Origin of the sequence: Leptolyngbya sp. ST-U4 (assembly GCF_039962215.1) — a bacterium.
Taxonomy (GTDB): Bacteria; Cyanobacteriota; Cyanobacteriia; order Elainellales; family Elainellaceae; genus Leptolyngbya_A.
The window spans coordinates 49436-71158 of sequence record NZ_JAMPKZ010000016.1; the positions used below are offsets into that span (position 1 = coordinate 49436).

The 21723-nt window shown below is 52.1% G+C and carries 20 protein-coding genes; 14 read left to right on the forward strand and 6 right to left on the reverse strand.

Annotation, left to right across the window (positions count from 1 at the left end):
- The first annotated feature begins 25 nt into the window (after positions 1-25).
- Positions 26-1444 (forward strand): DUF3084 domain-containing protein, encoded by a 1419-nt coding sequence (locus tag NDA02_RS19745; protein WP_348248814.1) that lies wholly within the window; start codon positions 26-28, stop codon positions 1442-1444.
- Positions 1445-1537: 93 nt separating this feature from the next.
- Entirely contained in the window at positions 1538-1972 is a 435-nt protein-coding gene (locus tag NDA02_RS19750) for a pre-16S rRNA-processing nuclease YqgF (RefSeq protein WP_348248816.1), read from the forward strand.
- 83 nt (positions 1973-2055) lie between these two features.
- On the opposite strand, the gene gatB is transcribed toward NDA02_RS19750, so the two are convergent.
- Both gatB and NDA02_RS19760 read right to left on the reverse strand, forming a co-directional pair.
- Positions 2056-3540 (reverse strand): Asp-tRNA(Asn)/Glu-tRNA(Gln) amidotransferase subunit GatB, encoded by a 1485-nt coding sequence (gatB, locus tag NDA02_RS19755; RefSeq protein WP_348255684.1) that lies wholly within the window; start codon positions 3538-3540, stop codon positions 2056-2058.
- A gap of 321 nt (positions 3541-3861) precedes the next feature.
- The gene (locus NDA02_RS19760; protein WP_348255685.1) at positions 3862-4389 is read right to left on the reverse strand and encodes a DUF1643 domain-containing protein; all 528 of its coding nucleotides are present in this window, start codon (positions 4387-4389) and stop codon (positions 3862-3864) included.
- A gap of 156 nt (positions 4390-4545) precedes the next feature.
- Between NDA02_RS19760 and NDA02_RS19765 the strand changes: the two genes are divergently transcribed.
- The 6 genes from NDA02_RS19765 (at position 4546) to NDA02_RS19790 (ending at position 11642) form a co-directional block, all read left to right on the forward strand.
- Positions 4546-5334 carry a PspA/IM30 family protein gene (locus NDA02_RS19765; RefSeq protein WP_190791125.1) on the forward strand — a complete coding sequence of 263 codons (789 nt, stop codon included), beginning with the start codon at positions 4546-4548 and terminating at the stop codon, positions 5332-5334.
- 326 nt (positions 5335-5660) lie between these two features.
- Positions 5661-7919, forward strand: coding sequence for a polyphosphate kinase 1 (gene ppk1, locus NDA02_RS19770; protein ID WP_348255686.1), 2259 nt, complete (start codon positions 5661-5663; stop codon positions 7917-7919).
- Positions 7920-7989: 70 nt separating this feature from the next.
- Complete coding sequence (locus NDA02_RS19775) at positions 7990-9477, forward strand: aminotransferase class I/II-fold pyridoxal phosphate-dependent enzyme (protein ID WP_348255687.1); 1488 nt, start codon at positions 7990-7992, stop codon at positions 9475-9477.
- Positions 9478-9659: 182 nt separating this feature from the next.
- Positions 9660-10262, forward strand: a complete 603-nt coding sequence (cbiT, locus tag NDA02_RS19780) for a precorrin-6Y C5,15-methyltransferase subunit CbiT (protein ID WP_190792654.1) — start codon at positions 9660-9662, stop codon at positions 10260-10262.
- 315 nt (positions 10263-10577) lie between these two features.
- Positions 10578-11450, forward strand: coding sequence for a phosphatidate cytidylyltransferase (locus tag NDA02_RS19785; RefSeq protein ID WP_190792657.1), 873 nt, complete (start codon positions 10578-10580; stop codon positions 11448-11450).
- A gap of 39 nt (positions 11451-11489) precedes the next feature.
- Positions 11490-11642: a hypothetical protein gene (locus NDA02_RS19790; RefSeq protein ID WP_190792653.1), complete on the forward strand. Its 153-nt coding sequence runs from the start codon at positions 11490-11492 to the stop codon at positions 11640-11642.
- A gap of 14 nt (positions 11643-11656) precedes the next feature.
- On the opposite strand, the gene hemH is transcribed toward NDA02_RS19790, so the two are convergent.
- A complete protein-coding gene (gene hemH / locus NDA02_RS19795) occupies positions 11657-12820 on the reverse strand; it encodes a ferrochelatase (protein WP_190792656.1) in 1164 nt (387 codons plus the stop codon).
- Between the two features lie 244 nt (positions 12821-13064).
- Here hemH and NDA02_RS19800 point away from each other — a divergent pair, with 244 nt between their 5' ends.
- The 6 genes from NDA02_RS19800 (at position 13065) to NDA02_RS19825 (ending at position 17683) form a co-directional block, all read left to right on the forward strand.
- Entirely contained in the window at positions 13065-14252 is a 1188-nt protein-coding gene (locus NDA02_RS19800) for a site-specific integrase (RefSeq protein ID WP_190792652.1), read from the forward strand.
- 298 nt (positions 14253-14550) lie between these two features.
- A complete protein-coding gene (locus tag NDA02_RS19805; protein WP_190792651.1) occupies positions 14551-15276 on the forward strand; it encodes a class I SAM-dependent methyltransferase in 726 nt (241 codons plus the stop codon).
- Positions 15225-15413 carry a CPXCG motif-containing cysteine-rich protein gene (locus NDA02_RS19810; RefSeq protein WP_190792650.1) on the forward strand — a complete coding sequence of 63 codons (189 nt, stop codon included), beginning with the start codon at positions 15225-15227 and terminating at the stop codon, positions 15411-15413. The genes NDA02_RS19805 and NDA02_RS19810 overlap by 52 nt, the downstream gene beginning before the upstream one ends.
- A gap of 5 nt (positions 15414-15418) precedes the next feature.
- Positions 15419-15577, forward strand: a complete 159-nt coding sequence (locus NDA02_RS19815; RefSeq protein ID WP_190792649.1) for a hypothetical protein — start codon at positions 15419-15421, stop codon at positions 15575-15577.
- Between the two features lie 106 nt (positions 15578-15683).
- Positions 15684-16526 carry a response regulator gene (locus NDA02_RS19820; protein ID WP_190792648.1) on the forward strand — a complete coding sequence of 281 codons (843 nt, stop codon included), beginning with the start codon at positions 15684-15686 and terminating at the stop codon, positions 16524-16526.
- Positions 16527-16558: 32 nt separating this feature from the next.
- Positions 16559-17683, forward strand: a complete 1125-nt coding sequence (locus NDA02_RS19825) for a SpoIIE family protein phosphatase (RefSeq protein ID WP_348249063.1) — start codon at positions 16559-16561, stop codon at positions 17681-17683.
- Positions 17684-17714: 31 nt separating this feature from the next.
- Here NDA02_RS19825 and NDA02_RS19830 read toward each other — a convergent pair whose 3' ends face one another.
- The 3 genes from NDA02_RS19830 to glgB form a co-directional block, all read right to left on the reverse strand.
- A complete protein-coding gene (locus NDA02_RS19830; RefSeq protein WP_199296298.1) occupies positions 17715-18050 on the reverse strand; it encodes an STAS domain-containing protein in 336 nt (111 codons plus the stop codon).
- Between the two features lie 286 nt (positions 18051-18336).
- A complete protein-coding gene (locus tag NDA02_RS19835; RefSeq protein WP_190789783.1) occupies positions 18337-18831 on the reverse strand; it encodes a sterol desaturase family protein in 495 nt (164 codons plus the stop codon).
- 191 nt (positions 18832-19022) lie between these two features.
- The gene (glgB, locus tag NDA02_RS19840; protein ID WP_190789782.1) at positions 19023-21317 is read right to left on the reverse strand and encodes a 1,4-alpha-glucan branching enzyme; all 2295 of its coding nucleotides are present in this window, start codon (positions 21315-21317) and stop codon (positions 19023-19025) included.
- Between the last annotated feature and the right edge of the window lie 406 nt (positions 21318-21723).

Here is a 21723-nt window from a genome sequence, read left to right on the forward strand (position 1 = left end):
ATTGGAACGTGCCTTCAATGAAACGATGACCACAGGGTGGGTCCTAATCTTTGCCGTATTGCTTCTGGGCGGGGTGATTGCCACGGTGGGCGATCGTCTGGGAATGCGCGTAGGCAAAGCGCGTCTGAGCCTATTCAAACTACGACCCCGGCAGACCGCCACCCTGATCACAATTTTGACTGGAGGACTTATTTCCGCTTCAACCCTGGCAGTCCTGCTTGCGGTCAGCGATCAGCTCCGAACGGGGCTATTTGAGCTGCAAAACATTCAGGATGATCTGGAAACCACGCGCCAGGATCTCGAAGATGCCACCACTGAAAAAGAAGAAGTCGAAGATCGGCTACAGGAGGCTCGTCAGCAGCGACGGGGTGCCCAGCGACAGCTAGAGCAAATTAACCGATCGCTGCAAACCTCTCAGGAACGGCAGCGACAAACCCAGGGGCAGCTAGAGCAAACCCAGTCCCGGCTTCAGCAGATTCAGTCCCGATTTGAGCAGGCGCAAACTCTGCTAAGTTCTGTCTCGCGCCAAGCCGCTGTGCTTCAAGACGAAATTGAGCAGCTTCAGTCCGATCGTCAAGAATTGACTCAGCGAATCGGGCAGGCAGAGAACCAAGTTGCCCAGCGCAACCAGCAAATTGCTGCCCGTGATCAGGAAATTGCTTCCCGGCAGTCCCAACTCGAAGCACTAGAGCAGCAGCGCACCCTTCTGGCTCAGGATGTGGAAATTCTGCGGCAGGAATACGAAGGGCTGCGATCGGGCAATGTTGCCGTATTTCGGAACCAGCCTTTGGCATTGGGCGTGCTGCGGGTGGTCAATCCTGATGCGGCTCCCGAAGCCGTTGATCAGCTTTTGCGTCAGGCAAATCGTTCTGCTTTGCAAAGAGTGTTTCCGGGCGGCACAAATCGCAATCAGCAAGTGATTCAGATTACCAATGTCGAAGTCGAACAGCTTGCAAACCAGATCAAAGACGGGCGCGATTACCTGGTGCGAATTCTCTCGCAGGGAAACTATGTGTTGGGTGAACCCTGTGTGCTGGCAGGCGAACCTTGCGTCAAAGTCTATGCCACCGCGTTTTTGAATGAGCGCGTCTTTAGCCAAAACGAAATCATTGCCTCTGCCACCATCAATCCGCCCCTGCTCCAAGACAACAGCGACTTGTTAGAGGAACTCAATCTGTTGCTGTCTGCCGTTGTGTTTCGCGCTGGGCGAGCAGGCATTCCGACCGAAACCCTAACCCTGGCAAACAATGATCCAGAAGCCGTTCGCTCTTTTCTGGGTCGGGTGAAAACGCTTGAGCAGCCGATCGACATTCAAGTCATTGCCCCCACCAATATCAGCACCGTTGGCCCGCTGCAAATCGAGCTACAGGCAGTTCAAAATGGGCAACCCCTGTTTAGTACCCTGCAAATGCCTGCGATCGATCCACCGTCCGAAGCTCCATAAGAATCGCGTCCTTTGCCTCTTTCCTTCGCTGGGTCGATCGTCTAAAGTCTAGAAACTAATCTGTTTTTCCCGTCGTTTTCTGCTGCCGCATCCATGCAAGTTCCCTCTGCGCCTGCTCAGCCTGTGATTCTAGGCTTCGATCCCGGACGGCAAAAATGTGGTGTGGCTATTGTTGGAGTCGATCGCACCCTGTTTTTTCACCAAGTCATCGCTGCCGAAGCCGCAATTCAGACGATCGAACAACTTCGGCAGCGGTTTCCCATCACAACTCTGGTCATGGGCAATCAAACCAGCGCGAAGGAATGGAAGCAGAAGCTCAGCGAGCAGCTCACCGATCCGCCCCGCATTGTCCTGATCAACGAACGCTACAGCACCCTGGAAGCCCGCGATCGCTACTGGCAAATGTTCCCCCCCCGCGGATTGACGCGCCTCTTGCCCCGGGGACTCCGCACTCCGCCGCGAGCGATCGACGATATTGTAGCGATTCTGCTAATCGAGCGATATCTGGAGCAGTTGAGCAGTGGTTAGAGCAGGAGCCGGGTCACTAAAACAGGTCATCAAAACGGTGATGATTGTGCCCCGAATCTCCTTTATTCGCTCGAATAAATCGCCTAACCGTTCAGCTTTTGCTGAAGCAGTTGATTGGTCACTTTCGGATCAGCCTTGCCGCCCGTTGCCTTCATGACCTGACCGACAAAGAAGCCGAGCATATTCTTCTTGCCGCCCCGATATTTCTCTAGCTCGTCGGGAAACTTTGCCAGGACTTGATCGATCGCCGCTTCGATCACCTTCGGGTCAGACACCTGCACCAGTCCTTTCTTTTCGACCAATGCCTTTGCCGAGCCGCCTTCCTTCAACAATTCCGGCAGGATTTCCTTGGCAGCAGAGTTGCTGATCGTGTTGGACTCAATCAGCTGAATCATTTCTGCCAGGGTTTCCGGCTTCAGGGCAATCTCGTTCACGCTCAGCTTCTCTTTGTTGAGATAGCCGCTAATGTCACCCATGATCCAGTTTGCCGCAGGCTTCGCGCTTGCTCCTGTCGCCAGCGCAGACTCAAAGTAGGCAGCGATCGTCCCATCCTCAGTCAGCACTTTGGCATCGTAGGGGGACAGTCCCAGCTCAGTCTCATAGCGGTGACGCTTTTGGGCAGGCAGTTCGGGCAGTTCGTCTTTCCAGGCATTGCGCTGGTCTGCACTGACTTCGATCGGGGCTAAGTCTGGTTCGGGGAAATAGCGGTAGTCGCTCGAGCCTTCTTTGACCCGCATACTAATGGTGCGCTGTGCCCCTTCTTCCCAGAGGCGAGTTTCCTGCACAATGCGTTCGCCGGATTCGATCGCTTCGATTTGCCGCTCAATTTCGTATTCGATCGCCTTTTGAATTGCACTGAAGGAGTTCATGTTTTTGATTTCGACCTTCGTGCCAAATTTTTCTGTGCCGACTGGACGTACGGAAATATTTACGTCGCAGCGCAGCGATCCTTCCTGCATATTGCCGTCGCTCACGCCCAGATAGCGCACAATTCGCCGCAGTTCTTGAGCATATTCTGCTGCTTCCTGACCCGATCGAATGTCTGGTTCTGACACGATCTCAACCAGGGGTACGCCCGTGCGGTTGTAGTCTACGAGGGAATACTTCGAGCCTGAGAGCCGCTCGCTGCCTGCGTGAACTAACTTTCCAGCATCTTCTTCCATATGCAGACGCGTAATGCCAATCTTCTTGCGCGTCGGGTTGCCTGCTTTGTCCAGCACTTCGATTTCTAGCCAGCCATGTTCGGCGATCGGCAGGTCATACTGCGAAATCTGATAGTTTTTGGGCAGGTCAGGGTAGAAATACTGTTTGCGATCGAATTTGCTGTAGTCGGCAATCTGGCAGTTCAACGCCAAACCCGTTTTCACGGCATACTCCAGCACCCGCTGATTCAGCACGGGCAGCACACCCGGCATTCCCATGCAGATTGGGCAAACGTTGGTATTGGGTGGCGTACCAAACTCGGTGGAACAGTTACAGAAAACCTTGGTATCAGTCCTGAGCTGGCAGTGAGTTTCCAGACCAATAATCGCTTCGTACTGAGTTTTGGTGGGGGTGGCGGTTGTCATAGACGCAGTGCTTTGAGTGTCTAGAATCCAATGTCTAGGTGACTACGGCTCCATTTTAGCCTAGATGCTGCCAGCGATCGGACTTCAGAGAGTACGGCTTTCCTCTAGGCGATCAATGTCCATCCTTGATGTGGAATTTAAGGGGCGATGGAGTGTATTGAACAAATCACCCTTCAAGCATTTCTGAGCTGATTCTCACGCAGCAGACAATTTATGTTGGAGAAAATTTGTTACAAGGAAAAATCGATCGCATCAGGCAAATTGCACCAAAACTCCTTTACTTGCTCCTTTACTTGAAGCCTGCCGATATGATGCTTGCGACTACAAAACCTGGTGATACAGCATCGGCACCGTCTTCCCCGACAAATAAAGCGGATGCTTCGGCTGACCCGATCGATTTACCCCCAAACAATACACACCATAATTTCCAATCAGCTCCAGCACCCTTCGATCGCGTCCTGCCAATGTCCCCCAGTTGCCCCAGGCAATCATTACTCGATCGCTTTCTTGAACTGCGGTCAGGAGATGGCGATCGTTTTCTGCGCCGATCGGATCAGATGCCTGCTGCAAAACCCTAGGATGGGTGGCTTTGAAGCCGAAGAGATTGACGACCTTCAGTGAACCGTAGCCCCAGGTTTGAGCAAACTGAAGGCAGCGGCGAATGGTGGGATCGTTGCGATCGGCATCCGCAGTGCTGGGGTTGAGCATGACAAAGGTGAGGCGGGGGGCATCAATTTGCCAGGTGCGCCAGAGTAAATAGCGATAGTCACCTGTGGAGTCAAAGACTGCGCCGCTGGGCAAGATCGTCTTTTCTAAAGTGGAATGAAGGGAAGTGCAAGGATTTTTCACGGGCTGGGTTTCCCTGCGTACAATACAAATAGGGCTTCTCTCTGCTGAGTGTGGCGATAGGGTTGCTCAGGGGCAAAACCTGGATCACGGTTAGGATAACCCGCAGGAGTTGCTTTTTTAAAACCGAATTTTCGTATCCGAAGAGGAAAGAGAGTCATGGGACTATTTGACCGTGTGAGCCGCGTTGTTCGGGCAAACTTAAACGCTGCCGTCAGTTCGGCTGAAGATCCAGAGAAGATTCTCGATCAGGCAATTATTGATATGCAGGAGGACCTGGTGCAGTTGCGTCAGGCAGTGGCTACGGCAATCGCCAGCCAGAAGCGCACCCAGCAGCAAATGAACCAGGCAAACTCTGAAGCAGACAACTGGCAGCGACGGGCAAAACTTGCCTTGGAAAAAGGCGACGAAAACCTAGCACGGGAAGCACTAAGTCGCAGAAAAACCAACGTTGAAACCGGGACTGCCCTCAAGAACCAGCTCGATCAGCAGGCGGGCACGGTGGACACGCTGAAGCGTAACCTGATCGCCCTGGAAGGCAAAATTTCTGAGGCAAAAACCAAGAAAGATATGCTCAAAGCCAGAGCCAGTGCAGCCAAGGCAAACGAGCAGCTTCAGAAAACCGTGGGTGCTTTGGGAACCGGCAGCGCAATGTCTGCCTTTGAGCGGATGGAAGACAAAGTGCTGCAAATGGAAGCGCGATCGCAGGCAGCGGCAGAACTGGCAGGAGCCGATTTGGAAAGTCAGTTTGCCCAGCTTGAATCGGGCAGCGACGTGGACGATGAGCTAGCCGCGCTCAAGTCTCAGCTTCTTACAGGTTCCACCCCCAGCCAGGCACAGTTACCGGGTACGCAAACGACGGCGCCTGCCTCAGCTCCGGCTGCTCCCCAGGACCCGGCGGTTGACGCAGAGCTAGAAGACCTGAAGCGACAGCTTGATCAGCTCTAAGATTGATTAGCTCTAAGAGCACTGTATTTAGAAAAACAGAACTTTGGGGGTAAGGTTTCCTTGCCCCTATTTGTTTATAGTCGGATTAGTGCTCGATCGGCTCTTCCAGCTGCGAGATTTAATCAGCGTTTGGAGTTTATTCCCAGCTCAAATTGAGTAGCTTTAACGATTCAACCCGCCGTTAATTCTGGTAATCCTTATAGGGTTGTTGTGTGAACGTCTTGCCCAGAGCGCGGGCAATCTACTCGTACTACCCCGCAAAATTAGTTGGGGACAACTCTTCTCTCCATCCCGACTTCTCTCCCCATCCCGACTTCATTCGAATTATGCCGCGATCGAAAAAAGCTGCATCCCGACTTTCTTCTGCGACTGCTCCGGTGCAAACCAGTCCCTCCCCAGAGGCTGTTGCCCCAGAGGTAAGTGCTGCCGTTTCCGCTAACGAAGGAATTGCAATTGAACCGCAGCACTATCTCAGCCAGGAATTGAGCTGGCTAGAGTTTCACAATCGCGTGCTGCACGAGGCGATCGATCCGCGTACGCCCTTGCTAGAGCGAGTTAAGTTTATGGCAGTCTGCTGCTCAAACCTCGACGAATTTTTTATGGTGCGGATGGCGGCACTCAAACAGCAGATCGAAGCCGGGGTGATGAGGCGATCGCCCGATGGCTGCACCCCGCAAGAACAGATGCAGTTAATCGCTCAGCGGCTCCGTCCGATGGTGGTGCAGCAGCAGCAGCATTTTCAGGAGGTCTTACGTCCCCAGCTTGTCGCGCAAGGAATTTATTTGCTGGACTATCAGGATCTGACCCTGGCACAGCAAAGCTATCTAGAGCAATATTTCGACAATCGCATTTTTCCCGTGCTCACGCCGCTGGCCGTCGATCCAGGCCATCCCTTTCCCTACATCTCAAATCTCACCCTTAATCTGGGCGTGATTGTGCAGGATAGCGAAACTAAAACAGAGCGTTTTGCGCGAGTTAAAGTGCCCGATGGGCTGCCGCGTTTTATCCTCTTGCCGTCTGAACTATGGGATGCGAATCCGCCAATTTGGGCAGGGGTTCCGGTCGAGCAGGTGATCGCTCACAATCTCAGGGCACTGTTTCCGGGAATGGAAATCGTGGCAGCTCATTTGTTTTGTGTGACGCGGGATTCGGATCTAGAACTCGAAGAAGATCAAGCCGATGATTTGCTGGAGGCGATCGAAGAAGAGCTTCGCAAGCGGCGGATTGGCGGTCGGGTGGTTCGCCTGGAAATCGAAGCCAGTGCGCCCAATTACTCCCCCGATCGTTCTGTCGCGGGAGCTGCCTTGCAACGCCTGAAGCAAATGCTGATGGAAGAACTGGAGCTGACCGACCTGGATGTTTACGAACTGGAGGGCTTGCTTTGTTTGCGGGATGTAATGAGCCTGACCACGCTGGCTCTGCCTGAGCTAAAAGAACCTGCCTGGAGTCCGACGATTCCGCCTGTGCTGCGGCATGGGACTGAGCGATCAAAAGCAAGCAAAGAAGGGCAAGACATTTTCTCGATTTTGCGACAGCGAGATATTTTGCTGCATCATCCCTATCACTCGTTTAGCGCATCAGTGCAGCAGTTCATCACCCAGGCGGCAAACGATCCTGAAGTGCTGGCAATCAAGATGACGCTGTATCGCACCACAGACGATTCGCCGATCGTCAACGCCCTGATCATGGCGGCAGAAAAGGGCAAGCAGGTTGCGGTGCTGATTGAGCTAAAAGCCCGGTTTGATGAAGAAAAAAACATTACCTGGGCACGTAAGCTGGAAAAAGCAGGCGTTCATGTGGTGTATGGCTTGCTTGGCTTAAAAACTCACACGAAAATTATCCTGGTCGTGCGGCAAGAAGCGGAGCACATTCGTCGCTATGTTCACATTGGCACAGGCGATTATAATCACCAGACCGCTCGCTTTTATGCCGATCTGGGACTGCTGAGCAGCCGAGAAGACCTGGGTGCAGATTTGACCGACTTGTTTAACTACCTGACCGGCTATTCGCGTCAGCAAACCTATCGCAGGCTGTTGATGGCTCCGGTGAATTTGCGCGATCGGCTAATTGCCCTGATTCGGCGAGAAATGCAGCACTGTCAGCAGGGCGGGTCGGGACGCATCGTTGCCAAGATGAATGCCCTGGTCGACCCGCAAATTATCGCTGCCCTGTACGAAGCTTCGCAAGCCGGAGTTCAAATCGACCTGATTGTACGCGGCATGTGTTGCCTTTGTCCGGGTTTGCCCGGCATGAGCGATCGAATTCGGGTAATCAGCATTATCGGTCGCTATTTGGAACACTCGCGCATTGTCTATTTCCACAATGGCGGACAGGAAGAAGTTTACATCGGCAGTGCGGACTGGATGCCCCGCAACCTCGATCACCGTATCGAAGCAATGACCCCGATCGATGATCCGCTCCTCGTCAAAGATCTTCAGGAGATTTTGGGCATTCTGCTCTCGGACAATCGCCACGCTTGGGAGCTACAACCGAACGGGCAATATGTGCAGCGTCAGTCGCGATCGAAGCAAGACGAACGAGACGCGCAAACCATTTTTATGCAGATGGCAGCCTCGCCTCTTTAGTAGACCTTATCCACCAGTAGACCTTTACAGTAGAGAAATTGCTCATTCTCTTCTGTAGTTTGCCTGCCCCATGTCCGATCAAGCTCAAACCCCGTTACTCGATGCCCTCAACGCTGCCGCCCTGCGCGATCGAGCCGTGTTTCATACCCCCGGACACAAACAGGGACAGGGCTCACCGCACAAATTTTCCCAGCGAGTCGGCTTCGCAATGTTGCAGGCAGACTTGCCCGAACTGCCCGAACTCGATAATTTGTTTGCGCCCGAAGGCGTGATCGAAGCAGCGCAACGCCTGGCAGCAGAGGCATTTAGAGCGGAGGCAACCTATTTCTTGGCAAACGGCTCGACCTGCGGCATCGAAGCGGCAGTGCTGGCAACTTGTCAACCCGGCGATCGTCTTATCTTGCCCCGTAATGCCCATCACTCAGCGATCGCAGCCCTGATTCTGTCGGGAGCCACACCGGGATGGATTGAGCCTGTTGCTGACCCAGCCTGGGGCATTGCTCATGCGGTGACTCCGGCAGCCGTTCAAGCCGCCATCGATCGCAACCCGGATGCGAAAGCCGTGCTGATCGTTTCGCCCACCTACTACGGGGTTTGTGCTGATCTGGAATCGATCGCCCGCATCGCTCACGCCCACAATTTGCCTTTGCTGGTGGATGAAGCGCATGGAGCGCATTTTAGCTTTCACCCGGATTTGCCGATGTCTGCCCTGCAAGCAGGAGCCGATCTGGCGGTTCAGTCTACCCACAAAACCCTTTCTGCTCTGACCCAGGCGGCAATGCTGCACGTTCAGGGAAACCGGATCGATCGCGATCGGCTTCGGCGTGCCCTCCAGCTTGTACAGTCCACCAGTCCAAACTATCTGCTGCTGGCTTCGCTCGATGCCGCCCGTCAGCAAATGGCAACCCAGGGAAAAGCGTTGCTGAGTGAAACGATCGCCCTTGCCGAGAGAGTGCGTTCCCAGATTTCCTCGATTCCCGATATTCGCCTCCTGGCTCCTGAATCCGTTGCACGGCTGGGTTTTCCTGCCCTTGACCCGACTCGTTTAACGATCGAGGTTTCAGGCTTAGGCTTCAGCGGATTTGCCGCCGACGAAATTTTGCATCAAGCGTTTGGCGTGACTGCCGAGCTGCCGGGAATGACCACCCTCACTTTTATCCTCACCTTTGGCAATCTGATCGAGGATGCTGATCGCCTTGTCCATGCCTTTCAGCGTCTCAGCCACGATTACAGCATGCCGCCTGCATCTCCCTTGCTTTTGCCCGATGCTCCTCTGCCGATGCTGGATGCTTCGCAGTTTCCCGAAGAGATAATCGCTCCAATGTCGCCCCGAGCTGCTTTTTTTGCGCCCAGCCAAACCCTGCCTGTGGCAAAGGCGATCGATCGTGTGAGCGCAGAGCTGGTCTGCCCCTATCCCCCCGGAATTCCGCTACTATTGCCAGGAGAAGTCGTGACCCTCGAAGCGATCGATCGGCTTCAGCAAATCCTGAAAGCAGGTGGGATGATCACAGGCTGCGCCGACTTAACCCTGAAAACGATTCGAGTCGTGATGCATTAACAGCAGTAATGCAACAAGTCATACAACAAAGGGAGTTGTGCCAAACAGCCATCAACGCTGATTAAAAACCCGATCCCAAAAGGTCACGGGATTCGATCGCCAGATCAAATGGCAAACTACCCCCTCCTTTACTCCTCTACTCCCCCACCCCCTGATCCCTCTATCTCCCCCTTCCTTTGCCCATGCCTTCTCCGCTCTGGTCTTATGTGACTCCCGGTATTCCCGATGCCCTCTTCGAGCAACTGCCCGGTATTCCGCTCACCAAACGGGAAGTGCGGGTGCTGCTAATTTCTTCGCTGCGGCTCAAGGCAAATTCAATCCTGTGGGATATTGGTGCGGGTACGGGAACGATTCCGGTTGAGGCAGGGCTGCTCTGCCCACAGGGGCGCATTGTGGCGATCGAGCGAGATGAGGAAGTGGCAAGCCTGATTCGGCGAAACTGCGATCGCTTTGGCGTTAGCAATGTGGAAGTGATCGAAGGCAGTGCGCCCGACTGCTTGCAGAACTTAAGTGACGCGCCTGACTGCGTGTGTCTAGAGGGGGGGCGTCCGATTAAAACCATTTTGCAGGCAGTGTGGCAGCGGCTTTTGCCTCAGGGTCGCATCGTGGCAACGGCAAACAATTTTGAAAGCCTGTATGCCATTTCTGAAGGATTAGCAGAACTGCGTGCCCGCAATATTGAAGTGGTGCAATCGGCGGTCAATCGGCTCGAAACACGCGGAAACCATCAGCTCTTTGCCGCCGTCGATCCCATTTTTGTGCTGAGCGGTGAAAAGGTAGACTAAGAGGAATTGCGGCTGGACCTCGCCCGATCAGGCTCAAATTCCCTTTGCTCAAATCTCTTCTCAGCCTGAATCGATCGCGTTTAGCTGCGTTTTTGTGGATAGCAGGTGTGGGAAGGATGCTACGGTGTTCAATTTTGTTCTCGGTTCGGTCAATTCTCCTGTAGAACTGAAATCTGTGGCAGAGTAGTGCTGAAACTGAACTTTATGCCGTCATTCGTCAAGCTATCTCTTCACTGTTCAGGCCACATTCAGGCAATATTCAGCCAACATTCAGGCCAACATTCAGGCAACTAAGTCTTGAGTCAAACTATGCCCATACCGCTACCGCGTATTCTCAGTGCAATTGTGGCGATCGTCCTGGCGTTGGGGATGACGCTGCTGGGAGGCTGGTACTTTACCCTTGGCTTCGGCATTATCGTCTATTTGGGGCAGCTAGAGTATTTTGAGCTAACCCGCGCCAAAGGCATTGCGCCTGCCGCAAAAACTACGCTCGTCGTCAGTCAAATTCTGCTGGTAACTGCCACCCTTTCCTCGCCGCTTGCTGATGCCGTGATGCCTGTTGCTGGAACGTTTATCTGCTTTTATCTGCTGTTTCAGCCCAAATTTGCCACGATCGCTGATATTTCCGCTTCGATTCTAGGCTTGTTTTATGGCGGCTACCTGCCTAGCTATTGGGTGCGATTGCGGGCACTGGGCAGTGCAGAAGTCAGCAACTTACCCTTGAGCGGCTACTGGCCTCCCTTTCCTCTGCCCCACTTGCAAGACCTTCCCGTTGGGCTCACCGCCACGCTGCTCACCTTTCTCTGCATCTGGGCAGCCGATATTGGCGCGTACGTGTTTGGCAAAACCTTCGGTAAAACCCGCCTCACCGATATCAGCCCCAAAAAGACGGTTGAAGGGGCAGTGTTCGGAGTGCTGGCAAGTGTGGCCGTTGCGACGATCGGCGCATGGTATCTCGGCTGGGCAGGTTCACCCCTCAGCGGCATGGCATTAGGATTAATGATCGGCATCGCCAGCTTGCTTGGTGACTTAACCGAATCAATGATGAAACGCGACGCGGGCGTCAAAGATTCAGGGCAGCTTATTCCCGGACATGGCGGAATTCTCGATCGTGCCGATAGCTATGTTTTTACCGCACCGCTGGTTTATTACTTTGTAACGCTGCTGCTGCCGCTGTTGCCGGGGTAGAGGAGTGAGGAGGTAAGGGGATAAGGAGAGGGGTTGGCGATGATCTGGATTGGCGATGAGCTATTTCCGATTTCCTCAGGCGCGATCGGACTTCAACCGATATCCCTCACTCATCCGATCGTTTCGCCCGCAGCTCCGGTTAAGAGACATTGGAGACTCTTTAACCAATCCCTGACAGCAAATAATCCCTAACAGCAAATAACTCCTTACAGCAAACCCACAAAGTGCAGTGGACCGTGACCGCTAATTAGCTCGATCAGCAGTGCCAAAAAGCCCAGCATGGCAATTCGTCCGTTCCAGACTTCTGCGGTGGTGGTCATGCCCCATTCCCAGCGTTCCTGCGGGTACATCTTCACCCTTTTCTTCATCTGGGTGACTTCTGCCAGCTTTAAACTGGGCGAATTCATCGCAGAAATCACCAGATCTGCCAAGTCGTCAATAAAGATGGGATGGGTATTGAGGGCAGGCACGCGATGGAAGTGCTCGATTCCGGCTTCCTCGGCGACTTCGCGATATTCAATGTCGATTTCTTGCAGGGTTTCGATATGCTCTGAGACAAAGCTGATGGGTACAACCAGCAAATCCTCAACGCCCTGCTTTGCCAGATCTCCGATCGCCTCTTCGGTATAGGGCTTCAGCCATTCCACCGGACCCACCCGGCTCTGATACGCCAGCGTATGGGGATTCGAGCGATTCAGCGTTCGCATAATTAGCTCAACGCATTCTTCGATTTCCTGCTGGTAGGGATCGCCTGCCTCTTCCACATAGCTCACTGGAACCCCGTGGGCGCTGAAGAAAATATGGGCCTGATCCGGGTTTTCGAGCTGGTCTAGCTCTTTAGCGATCAGGTCTGCCATTGCTTTCAGGTAGCCCGATCGCTTATACCAGGACGCAATCACTGTGTAATCGATCCCGTGCAGCGCAGGGTCTTCTTGCCAGAGCTGCTCTAGCAGGCGGAAGCTTGACCCGCTCGTGCTGATCGAAAACTGCGGATACAGAGGCAGAATCACGAGGCGATCAATACCATCGCGCTTAATTCGAGCCACAGCTTCTTCGGTGAAGGGATGCCAGTAGCGCATTCCGATGTAAATCTGAGCGTCTTCCCCTTTTTCTTTCAGCGCATTGCGCAGTGCGTCTGCCTGTTCTTCGGTAATGCGGCGCAGCGGAGAGCCACCCCCGATTTGCTTGTAGTTTTCTTGCGATTTATTCGCACGACTCGAGGAAATCAGCCACGCCAGCGGCTTTTGCAGCCAGGGAAAGGGTAGACGGATGATTTCTGGGTCAGAAAACAAGTTAAACAGAAAGGGACGGACATCCTCTAGCTGATCCGGTCCGCCCAGATTGAGTAGTAGAACGCCAACACGACCCATAACTGCCACTCGTCCTTCCCTTAATATTTGTTACTGATTTTAACAATAATCTTTTCTAATTTGTGCCGCTCTGCTCAATTCCAATCGAGATTTTGCTTGAATAGAATCGCCAGCGTTGCCTCACTACTCGCTCAATCGGCTCTGCAAGCCATCACCTGCTATGCCCTCATTCTACTTAACCAGTGTATTGTAAGCTTTCCTTTTATTAAAAATGAGTCACGGTCTATCTGCAACCTAACAAAAGATGTCAGATTCGTCATCGAAAGACACCGATAGTTCGATCGATCCCCGCATCGAGCAGGCAAATCAACGTCTGAAGGCTGCTCGTATGGGACTTCAGATTGAGCGGCGCGGCAGTAAGCTTTGTCTGCGGGGAACCCTGCCCCCCCGTCCGGGAAGCGATCGCCTGCGGGCGCATCAGCAGAGAGTTCCGCTTGATCTCCCGGCAACGCCCAGCGGATTGAAGCAGGCAGAACAGCAGGTGAAAGTCATTGCAGCACAGCTTATCCAGAATACCTTTGACTGGCGGCAACATTTACCAGTCGCTGGAGGAAAGCGGCTGCATCAAATGGATCTGGCAGAAAAGCTGAAGGCGTTCGAGCGGCACTTTCTAGAGCATCTGGCAAAAGATAGCAATCCGGGCGCAACCCGCACCACCTGGGAAAAAACCTACGCGCCCTATCTGCGAAAGCTGGAAGCCACCACTCGATCGCATCCCAATTTCACCCTGACCGAAGCAATTTACAGCACGATTCAAGCTATTCCCGCCAATGCCCGGAGTCGGCAAGTTTGCTGTACTGCTCTGAACGCGCTGGCGCAATTTCTGCATTTGGAACTGCCGATCGACCTCAAAACCCTGTGGGGAACCTATAGCCCCAGCAAAACCCAGATGCGCCGCTTGCCGTCAGACGAAGAGATTATTGCGATTTTCGATACGATTCCCAGCCCGACCTGGCAATTTGTCTATGGCGTTATGGCGACCTACGGGCTGCGAAATCACGAGGTTTTCTTTTGCAACTACAGTGCACTGATCCAGGGCGAAGCCGAAGCCGCGATCGAAGTTTTGCCCACCACCAAAACCGGAAGCCATGAAGTGTGGCCCTTTTACCCGGAATGGGTCGATCGCTTTAATCTCCGCGAAGTCCGGCTGCCGCCCCTCAATCTAGATCTGCATCAAACCACGCTTCAACGCATCGGACAGCAGGTTGCCACGCAGTTTCGCCGCTATCAAATTCCCTTTTCGCCCTACGATTTGCGCCACGCCTGGGCAGTTCGCACGATTCATTTCGGGATTCCCGATACAGTGGCTGCCCGCATGATGGGTCACTCTGTCGCAATCCATAACCGCACGTATCATCGCTGGATTACCCGACGAGATCAGCAGCAAGCGGTTCAGGCTGCCCTAGAGCGGCGAATTATTCGTAATCTGTAATTCGGGTTCAGAATTTGGAATGGGAAGGGAGCGGTGAATGATCTGTGGTTCGGAATTGGGGATTGGAAATGAATTGGGAGTCTATACGGGACAATCGGTTTGTTGTACTGACGCTTGCTCCTGGTGTCAAGATTGAGAGGAGGAGTATAAACGCTAATCTCTCAATGACTTAATCAAGCAGTGACTGAGCCAAGCAGTGACTTAATCTCTCAAAGACTGAGTCAAGACTACAGATAGAACCTCCAAACCAACGCGCTGTTCCAGGTTCTGCAATTCCAAATTCCCTACGGATGACTCTATGGCTACGATTCTTCGAGATTTAAGCTATCGCTATCAATGGCTGTACGATGGCATCAGTCGTCTGGCGGCTTTAACGGTGGGCGGAGAGGCACGGTTTCGGCAGTTGGCACTGGAAGGACTGTCGATCGATCCAGCAATGCAGATTCTCGATTTGTGCTGTGGCAGCGGTCAGGCAACTCGGTACCTCGTGCGGCGATTAGCCCAATCGGGCAAGGGCTTCGCATCGAACCCTGTGGTCGGGCTGGATGCTTCACCTCTGTCGATTCAGCGATCGCAGAAAAATGTACCCGAAGCAGCGTTTGTCGAAGGCTGGGCAGAAGCGATGCCGTTTGAGGCGGAACAGTTTGACCTGGTGCATACCAGCGCAGCCCTGCACGAAATGAAGCTTGATCAGCTCCGCCAGATTTTGCGAGAAGTACATCGCGTTCTCAAGCCGGGCGGCGTGTTTACCCTGATTGATTTTCATCAGCCGACCAATCCGATTTTTACGCCGGGGCTTTATGGCTTTTTCTGGCTGTTTGAAACCGAAACGGCGTGGGAGCTTCTAAAAACAAACCTGGTCAGCGAACTCGAAGCGGCAGGATTTTTAAATCCTCAGCAAACTCTACTGGCGGGCGGCAGCTTGCAGCGGATTCAGGCACTTAAAAAGCAAGATGATCAGGAGAAAAACGAATGCAAAACACCGCAGAATATGTCTGTGCCTATTGTGGAGAACCAAGCCTGACGTTTATCGATTTCAGTGCGGGGTCTACTCAGTCCTACGTGGAGGATTGTCAGGTATGCTGTCGTCCGAACATCTTGTATATCACGATCGACGAAGACACGCTGGAGATTGCGATCGACACTGAATACGAGGGGTAGCCGTAATGCCAATTGTTCTGTTAGGAATGGTGCTGATTCTCACTGTTTTCTTTACTGAAAAAGCAGTCTATTTCCCAGTGGAATTTCTGTTTTCGCTGCGTTTACCGTTCTGGTTTAGTGTGGCGATCGGGTTGCTGTTGGCTGCCTGGTTCCTGGAAGATTAGTTAGATTATTCAAACAGAGCAAAACGAGGAAAAGCAAAGCGAACCCTCAACGCTTCCATCTCAGAAATTAATCTCACAAATTCTCCAATCCCGGAGTTCATTAGAAGTGTCATCCCAATTGATTTTGCTGGTAGAAGACAATCTTACAAATCAAAAAATTATCAGCCAACAGCTAAGATCATTGGGCTATATAGTCGAAATTGCGGCAGACGGTCGCTCTGCGGTTCAGAAAACTGCCCAGAAGCAATACGACATGATTTTGATGGACTGTCAACTGCCCGGTATGGATGGATTTGAAGCGACGATCGCCATCCGGCAGCACGAGCAGATTGCTTTATCCAGTCCCCCATTATCGGGTGGTACAGCGTTAACCCATTCTCAGCCAGCAATCATCATCGCCATGACTGCCAGCAATTTGCCGCGTGACCAGGAACGGGCGATCGCCGCAGGCATGAATGACTATCTTCAGAAGCCAATTCAACGTGTGATGCTGGAAGCTGTTCTGAAACAATGGATGCAACAACTTAAATTGCCAGAGCAACCAGGCTCTAACCCATCCACAGAAGTTCCTCAAACGGATCAAAAGGCAGTTTCCCTGTCGCTGGAGGCATATCTTGACCTACACTACCTGCATCAGCTCTCTGATAACTCTCCAGAGTTTGAGCTTGAGTTGCTGCACGTTTTTCTGAAGGACAGTCACGACCATTTAACGACTTTGCGGCAGGCGATCGATCGGCAAAACTATCGTCTGGCAGAGCAAGCCGCTCATCATTTGAACGGGTCGAGTGCTAATATTGGAGCAAAATCAATCCAATCGGCTGCGGCAGAACTAGAGCAACAGGCTGGCCAACAGCAGTTTAAATCGATCGAGTCTTTGTTAGCCGAAATTGAATCTTCGCTGAATCATATTCAGGAGTATCTAGCTCAGTTTAAAAATGCACTAAGTTAAACAGATTTATACTCTCTTTCGTTTCCGAATTCATGTTTAAGATTCTGGTAATTGATGACGATCCGTTAATCTGTTTGACCGTCAAAAAACTGCTACAGCATGATGGGCATGAGGTGATGACTGCCGCCAATGGCCAGGAAGGCATCGAACAGGCAAAACAGTTTCAGCCTGCCCTGATTATTTGCGACTGGAATATGCCAGCGATGGACGGTCTAGAAGTTTGCCGTCAAATCAAGGCAGAACCTCGTTTAACAACAACTTTTTTTATTCTTTTTACCTCAAGAATGGCGATCGAAGATCGAATTCAGGGATTGAATAATGGAGCGGACGATTTTCTGTCAAAGCCAGTTGATTTTGGTGAGCTAAAAGCAAGGGTTGGGGCTGGGCTGCGGCTGTATCAGCTCAATCAAGATTTACAAACCCAAAAACAGCGCCTTGAAGATGAGCTGAGCGAAGCGGCTGCCTATGTTCGATCGCTCCTACCTGCTCCGGTGCAGGGCAAAGTCTCTATTGACGCTCGATTTATTCCTTCCAGTCAGCTTGGTGGCGATTGCTTTGATTACTTCTGGCTGGATGACAACCATCTGGTGCTGTATTTGCTCGATGTGTCGGGACACGGGCTGGGGGCGGCTTTGCCATCGGTGATTCTGCTCAACTTGCTGCGATCGCAGTCTCTACCCGAAGTCGATTTTCGTCATCCCGAAGCCGTTTTGACTGCTCTAAATCAGGCGTTTCAAATGCATAGCCAGAACCAGAAATTTTTCACGATCTGGTACGGCGTTTATCAGCCCAGTTCTCGACAGCTCACTTATGCCAGTGCTGGACATCCACCTGCCGTATTGCTCACGAGTGATGCCCTGTCTACCATGACTCAACTGTTGCGAACACCTAATTTTCCGATCGGTATGATTGAGCAATTTCAAGTCAACTGCAAGGTCACAACAATTCCTGCGAATAGCGTCCTTTATCTCTACAGCGATGGAGCCTATGAGGTGCAGCACGCCAGTAATCAGTGGGGGCTGGAAAGCTTTATTCAGCTATTAATTGATGCTGGACAGCAAACCAATTTGGAGCAGGTTCTCAATCGCCTATTTAAGCAGTTTCAGGGGCGTTCTTTAAGCGATGATCTCGCGCTTGTCCGAGCTGATTTTAGCTAGTAATTTCAGACAGTGATTTTAGCTAATATTTTTAGCTGGAAGGCTCATCTTTAGCCTGAGTCAAAAACTCTTCCTGATCTGCAAAGATGCGAAAAATTCGATCCATGCTTGTGAGTTCGAGCAGCATCTTGACCTGCTGATTGACCGAGCAAAGATAAAGTTTTTTGCCCTGATCGTGAATTAAGCGAACTGCTGTAATCAAAGCTGCTAAACCAGAACTATCCATAAATGTCACATCTTGAAAATCGATCAAAACGCACCTTGCTCCTGTAGTCAGGCATTGGCTTACTTCGTTCCGGAGCTGATCTGCTTGCGTTCCATCCAGAATTCCAGTGAGCTGGATGATCTTAATATTTTGATTAATCATTGAATGGGTTAAATTCCTAATTGCTAAGCTTCTAATGGTTAGGCACGATCGCCAAACCCAAAACACTCCCTTCCAATCATCAATCTACCGCAGAATTCTTTCAGCACAAATCTCAGCCAGACGATCGTCGCTGATAAAAAATTAGACAGCGATCCAAGAAGCTGGAAGGCTGTCTTAATCGATCATGCAGCTTGAACTCTCTCTCTCGAATCCTGCACCTGAGTTTTTAGCCTAAATTTTGCAATTTTTTTGATTTTTCCGACGGGGCGAACAGCTTCGCGGCATTCTACCACCAGCGTAATTCCAGATGGCTTCGCGTCGGGCGGCTTAATTCTTGTTCGTCCAGCCAATTAACAGCTTTGTACGTGCCGAAAACGTGGTCCCACCAGTCTACTGCCAGTCCAAAGTTGTGATGCCACATGCCGTACTTGTGATGCACATAGTGAACAGGCATTTTCATCCAGAAGCACTTGGTTGGGTCTTCGTGCTGAAGCTGATGCGCGTATGCAGAAAAGACCGCAAACGCAACGCCACCCAGCGTCCAGCCCAACCCCATCTGCCAGGATACCAGGAACATCGGCAGCATCAGAAAAAAGCTGCCCTTCAGATAGTCCAGAAATTCCCAGAACACGCCCTGTCCGTCATTCTTCTTATGGTGATCCAGATGTCGCGCCCCCAGCGTAGATTCCGGGGCAACGTGCATTTTGCGATGAACCCAGTATTCAACCAGGCTTGCCAGCACAAAGGCAACAAAAAAGCAGACGATCGCAGCAATCCACATACCCGTTCAACTCCTGACACTGTTTCTTATCGTAGCCGTGAAGCTAAAAGGAGACAATTGAACCTGAATGAGCCTTGGTTTTATCGTGACAACCCTGGCTGAAGGTTGAGACGTTTTAGCCCCTCCGAAACTCCTCCAAAGTCCTCTTATCCCTATTCTTGTCGCCGATCGTTGAGCTTCAGTTCCCCGTCCTACTCCAATCGCCCAGCTTCTTTGGGTTTCTGGCGATCGAGCTTCAGCACCAGCACTCCCAACGGAGGGAGGCAGAGGTCGATCGAGTAAGGGCGATTGTGAAATGACCATTCCTCTGCCCACTTACCGCCCAGGTTGCCCATGTTGCTGCCGCCGTACTCGCGAGAATCGCTGTTGAATAGCTCCGTGTAGAAGCCCAGCTCCGGCACGCCGACTCGATAGTGCGAATGGGGCTGCGGCGTGAAGTTACAGACGGTGATGACAAACTCGTCTGGGTCTTTTGCCTGGCGAATAAAGGACACGACGCTATGGCGGTTATCGCTGCAATCGATCCACTCAAAGCCTTCCTGGGTAAAATCAACCTGATACAGAGCGGGTTCGCTGGTGTAAAGCTGATTCAGCCGACTCATGAAGTATTTCAGCTTCTGGTGTGCCTCAAACTGAAGCAGATTCCATTCCAGATCACCCCAGACATTCCACTCGCTCCACTGCCCGAACTCATTGCTCATGAACAGGGTCTTCTTACCTGGATGCGTGAACATATAGGTATAGAGGCAGCGCAGGTTAGCGAATTTTTGCCATTCATCACCCGGCATTTTGCCGATCATTGGGCTTTTACCGTGGACGACCTCGTCGTGAGACAACGCCAGCATAAAGTTTTCGCTAAAAGCGTACCAGATGCTGAAGGTGACGTTGTTCTGGTGGAACTGGCGGAACCAGGGGTCCATGTGGAAATAATCGAGCATGTCGTGCATCCAGCCCATATTCCACTTGAGGTTGAACCCTAACCCGCCGACATAAGTGGGCCAGGACACCATTGGCCATGCCGTAGACTCCTCGGCGATCGTCAATGTCCCCGGAAAGTAGCTAAAGACGAGGTGATTCATCTGCCGCAGAAAGTCCGCCGCTTCGATGTTTTCCCGTCCACCATACTCGTTTGTGACCCATTCGCCTGTCGGACGCTGATAGTCGAGATACAGCATCGATGCCACTGCATCCACCCGCACCCCATCAATGTGGAACTTGTCGAACCAGAATAGGGCATTGGCAACCAGGAAGTTTCTCACTTCGTTGCGGGCATAGTTAAACACCAGCGTGCCCCATTCTTTGTGTTCGCCCTTGCGGGGGTCGGCGTATTCGTACAGGTGCGTGCCGTCGAAGAATGCCAGCCCGTGCCCGTCTTTGGGGAAGTGACCAGGAACCCAGTCCACAATCACGCCAATTCCATTCAGGTGGCACTGATCGACAAAATACATGAAATCTTGAGGTGTGCCATGACGGGAGGTTACCGCATAGTAGCCTGTCACCTGATAGCCCCAGGAACCGTCAAAAGGGTGTTCGGCGATCGGCAATAGCTCGACGTGCGTATAGCCCAGCTCTTTCACATAAGGAATCAGACGATCGGCGAGTTCCCGATAGGTGAGGAACCGTGCGCCTGGCTTCAGGTCTGCCACAATGACGGGCGGAATCACATTGCCGTTTTGATCATGGGCAGGTTCGGCCGCTGAGCCGTGTAACCAGGAGCCCAAATGCACCTCATACACTGAAACAGGGTGCGTCAGGGGATCGGTGTGGCGACGCTGCTCCATCCAGTCGCTATCTTTCCATTCGTAGGAAGAAAGGTCAGTGACGATCGAGGCGGTTTTGGGGCGAACTTCCTGCTGATAGCCGTAGGGGTCGGATTTTTCGTAGATGTGACCCGCGTGATTTTTAATCTCGTATTTATAGCTCGTGCCCGCGCCAATATCGGGAATAAACAGCTCCCAAACGCCATTTCCGCGCACCCGCATCTGGTGTAGCCGCCCATCCCACTGGTTAAAGTCGCCGAGCACTGAGACATTTCTGGCATTCGGTGCCCAGACCGCAAAGTAAACGCCCTTGACGCCGTCAACTTCAGTCGGATGTGCGCCGAGCTTTTCGTAAATGCGGTGATGATTCCCTTCGGAAAACAGGTGAAGATCAAAATCAGTGAGGCTAGGCGATCGAAACGCATAAGGGTCGTAAACTACCCGCTCGTGTTCGCCTTCCTGAATCCGCAACTGATAGTTTTTCAGTTCATCGACATCGAGCACACACTCAAAAAAGTGCGGATCGTGAACCGCGTGCATCGGGTATTCTTTGCGCTCATCCGGGTAAACGACCCAGGCAGCATTGGCACGGGGCAGGTAGGCTCTCACTGCCCAAACGGATTTTCCGTTTTGATGAAGCTGGTGCGGTCCCAAAACTTCAAACGGGTCATGGTGCTGATTCCAAACAATCCGTTCGATTTGCTCTGGTGCAACGGTCATGGACATGAATGTACCTACCTAGACGCAATATAACGAAGATTACAGTGGCAGATTGAACAATTTTGCTGAACTGGGCTGGATAGTCAGGATTAAAGAAATTATGCGATCGCGTTCAGCAGTTCAACTCAACAAAGGAATAAAACAAGGAATAAAACGGTGCAATCGTACTGGTTAGCTTAGAACTGTCCCAAAAATTGAGACAACCGCTCTAAGGTATAGACTGCTGCAAGCCAGGACTTCGATGTGAAGCTGTTTGCAGGGTGTCAACGCCGCCGATTGCCCGATCGATCGCAAGCAGTAAAACGGTCTTTTTTCAAAAGGCTGATCACAAACCTTAACAAAGAGTACCAAATTGCTGATAATCTCTCAAATTTTGTTGTCGAATTGCCCTTGTCGCGTTGACAAAGTGCCC

Coding starts and splice junctions, on each gene's coding strand:
- NDA02_RS19775 (WP_348255687.1), top strand. CDS start 7,990: ATGTCCGATCAAGCTCAAACCCCGTTACTCGATGCCCTCAACGCTGCC.
- NDA02_RS19790 (WP_190792653.1), top strand. CDS start 11,490: ATGATCTGGATTGGCGATGAGCTATTTCCGATTTCCTCAGGCGCGATC.
- NDA02_RS19830 (WP_199296298.1), bottom strand. CDS start 18,050: ATGATTAATCAAAATATTAAGATCATCCAGCTCACTGGAATTCTGGAT.
- glgB (WP_190789782.1), bottom strand. CDS start 21,317: ATGTCCATGACCGTTGCACCAGAGCAAATCGAACGGATTGTTTGGAAT.
- NDA02_RS19825 (WP_348249063.1), top strand. CDS start 16,559: ATGTTTAAGATTCTGGTAATTGATGACGATCCGTTAATCTGTTTGACC.
- ppk1 (WP_348255686.1), top strand. CDS start 5,661: ATGCCGCGATCGAAAAAAGCTGCATCCCGACTTTCTTCTGCGACTGCT.
- NDA02_RS19835 (WP_190789783.1), bottom strand. CDS start 18,831: ATGTGGATTGCTGCGATCGTCTGCTTTTTTGTTGCCTTTGTGCTGGCA.
- hemH (WP_190792656.1), bottom strand. CDS start 12,820: ATGGGTCGTGTTGGCGTTCTACTACTCAATCTGGGCGGACCGGATCAG.
- gatB (WP_348255684.1), bottom strand. CDS start 3,540: ATGACAACCGCCACCCCCACCAAAACTCAGTACGAAGCGATTATTGGT.
- NDA02_RS19805 (WP_190792651.1), top strand. CDS start 14,551: ATGGCTACGATTCTTCGAGATTTAAGCTATCGCTATCAATGGCTGTAC.
- NDA02_RS19815 (WP_190792649.1), top strand. CDS start 15,419: ATGCCAATTGTTCTGTTAGGAATGGTGCTGATTCTCACTGTTTTCTTT.
- NDA02_RS19745 (WP_348248814.1), top strand. CDS start 26: ATGACCACAGGGTGGGTCCTAATCTTTGCCGTATTGCTTCTGGGCGGG.
- NDA02_RS19750 (WP_348248816.1), top strand. CDS start 1,538: ATGCAAGTTCCCTCTGCGCCTGCTCAGCCTGTGATTCTAGGCTTCGAT.
- NDA02_RS19800 (WP_190792652.1), top strand. CDS start 13,065: ATGTCAGATTCGTCATCGAAAGACACCGATAGTTCGATCGATCCCCGC.
- cbiT (WP_190792654.1), top strand. CDS start 9,660: ATGCCTTCTCCGCTCTGGTCTTATGTGACTCCCGGTATTCCCGATGCC.
- NDA02_RS19810 (WP_190792650.1), top strand. CDS start 15,225: ATGCAAAACACCGCAGAATATGTCTGTGCCTATTGTGGAGAACCAAGC.
- NDA02_RS19765 (WP_190791125.1), top strand. CDS start 4,546: ATGGGACTATTTGACCGTGTGAGCCGCGTTGTTCGGGCAAACTTAAAC.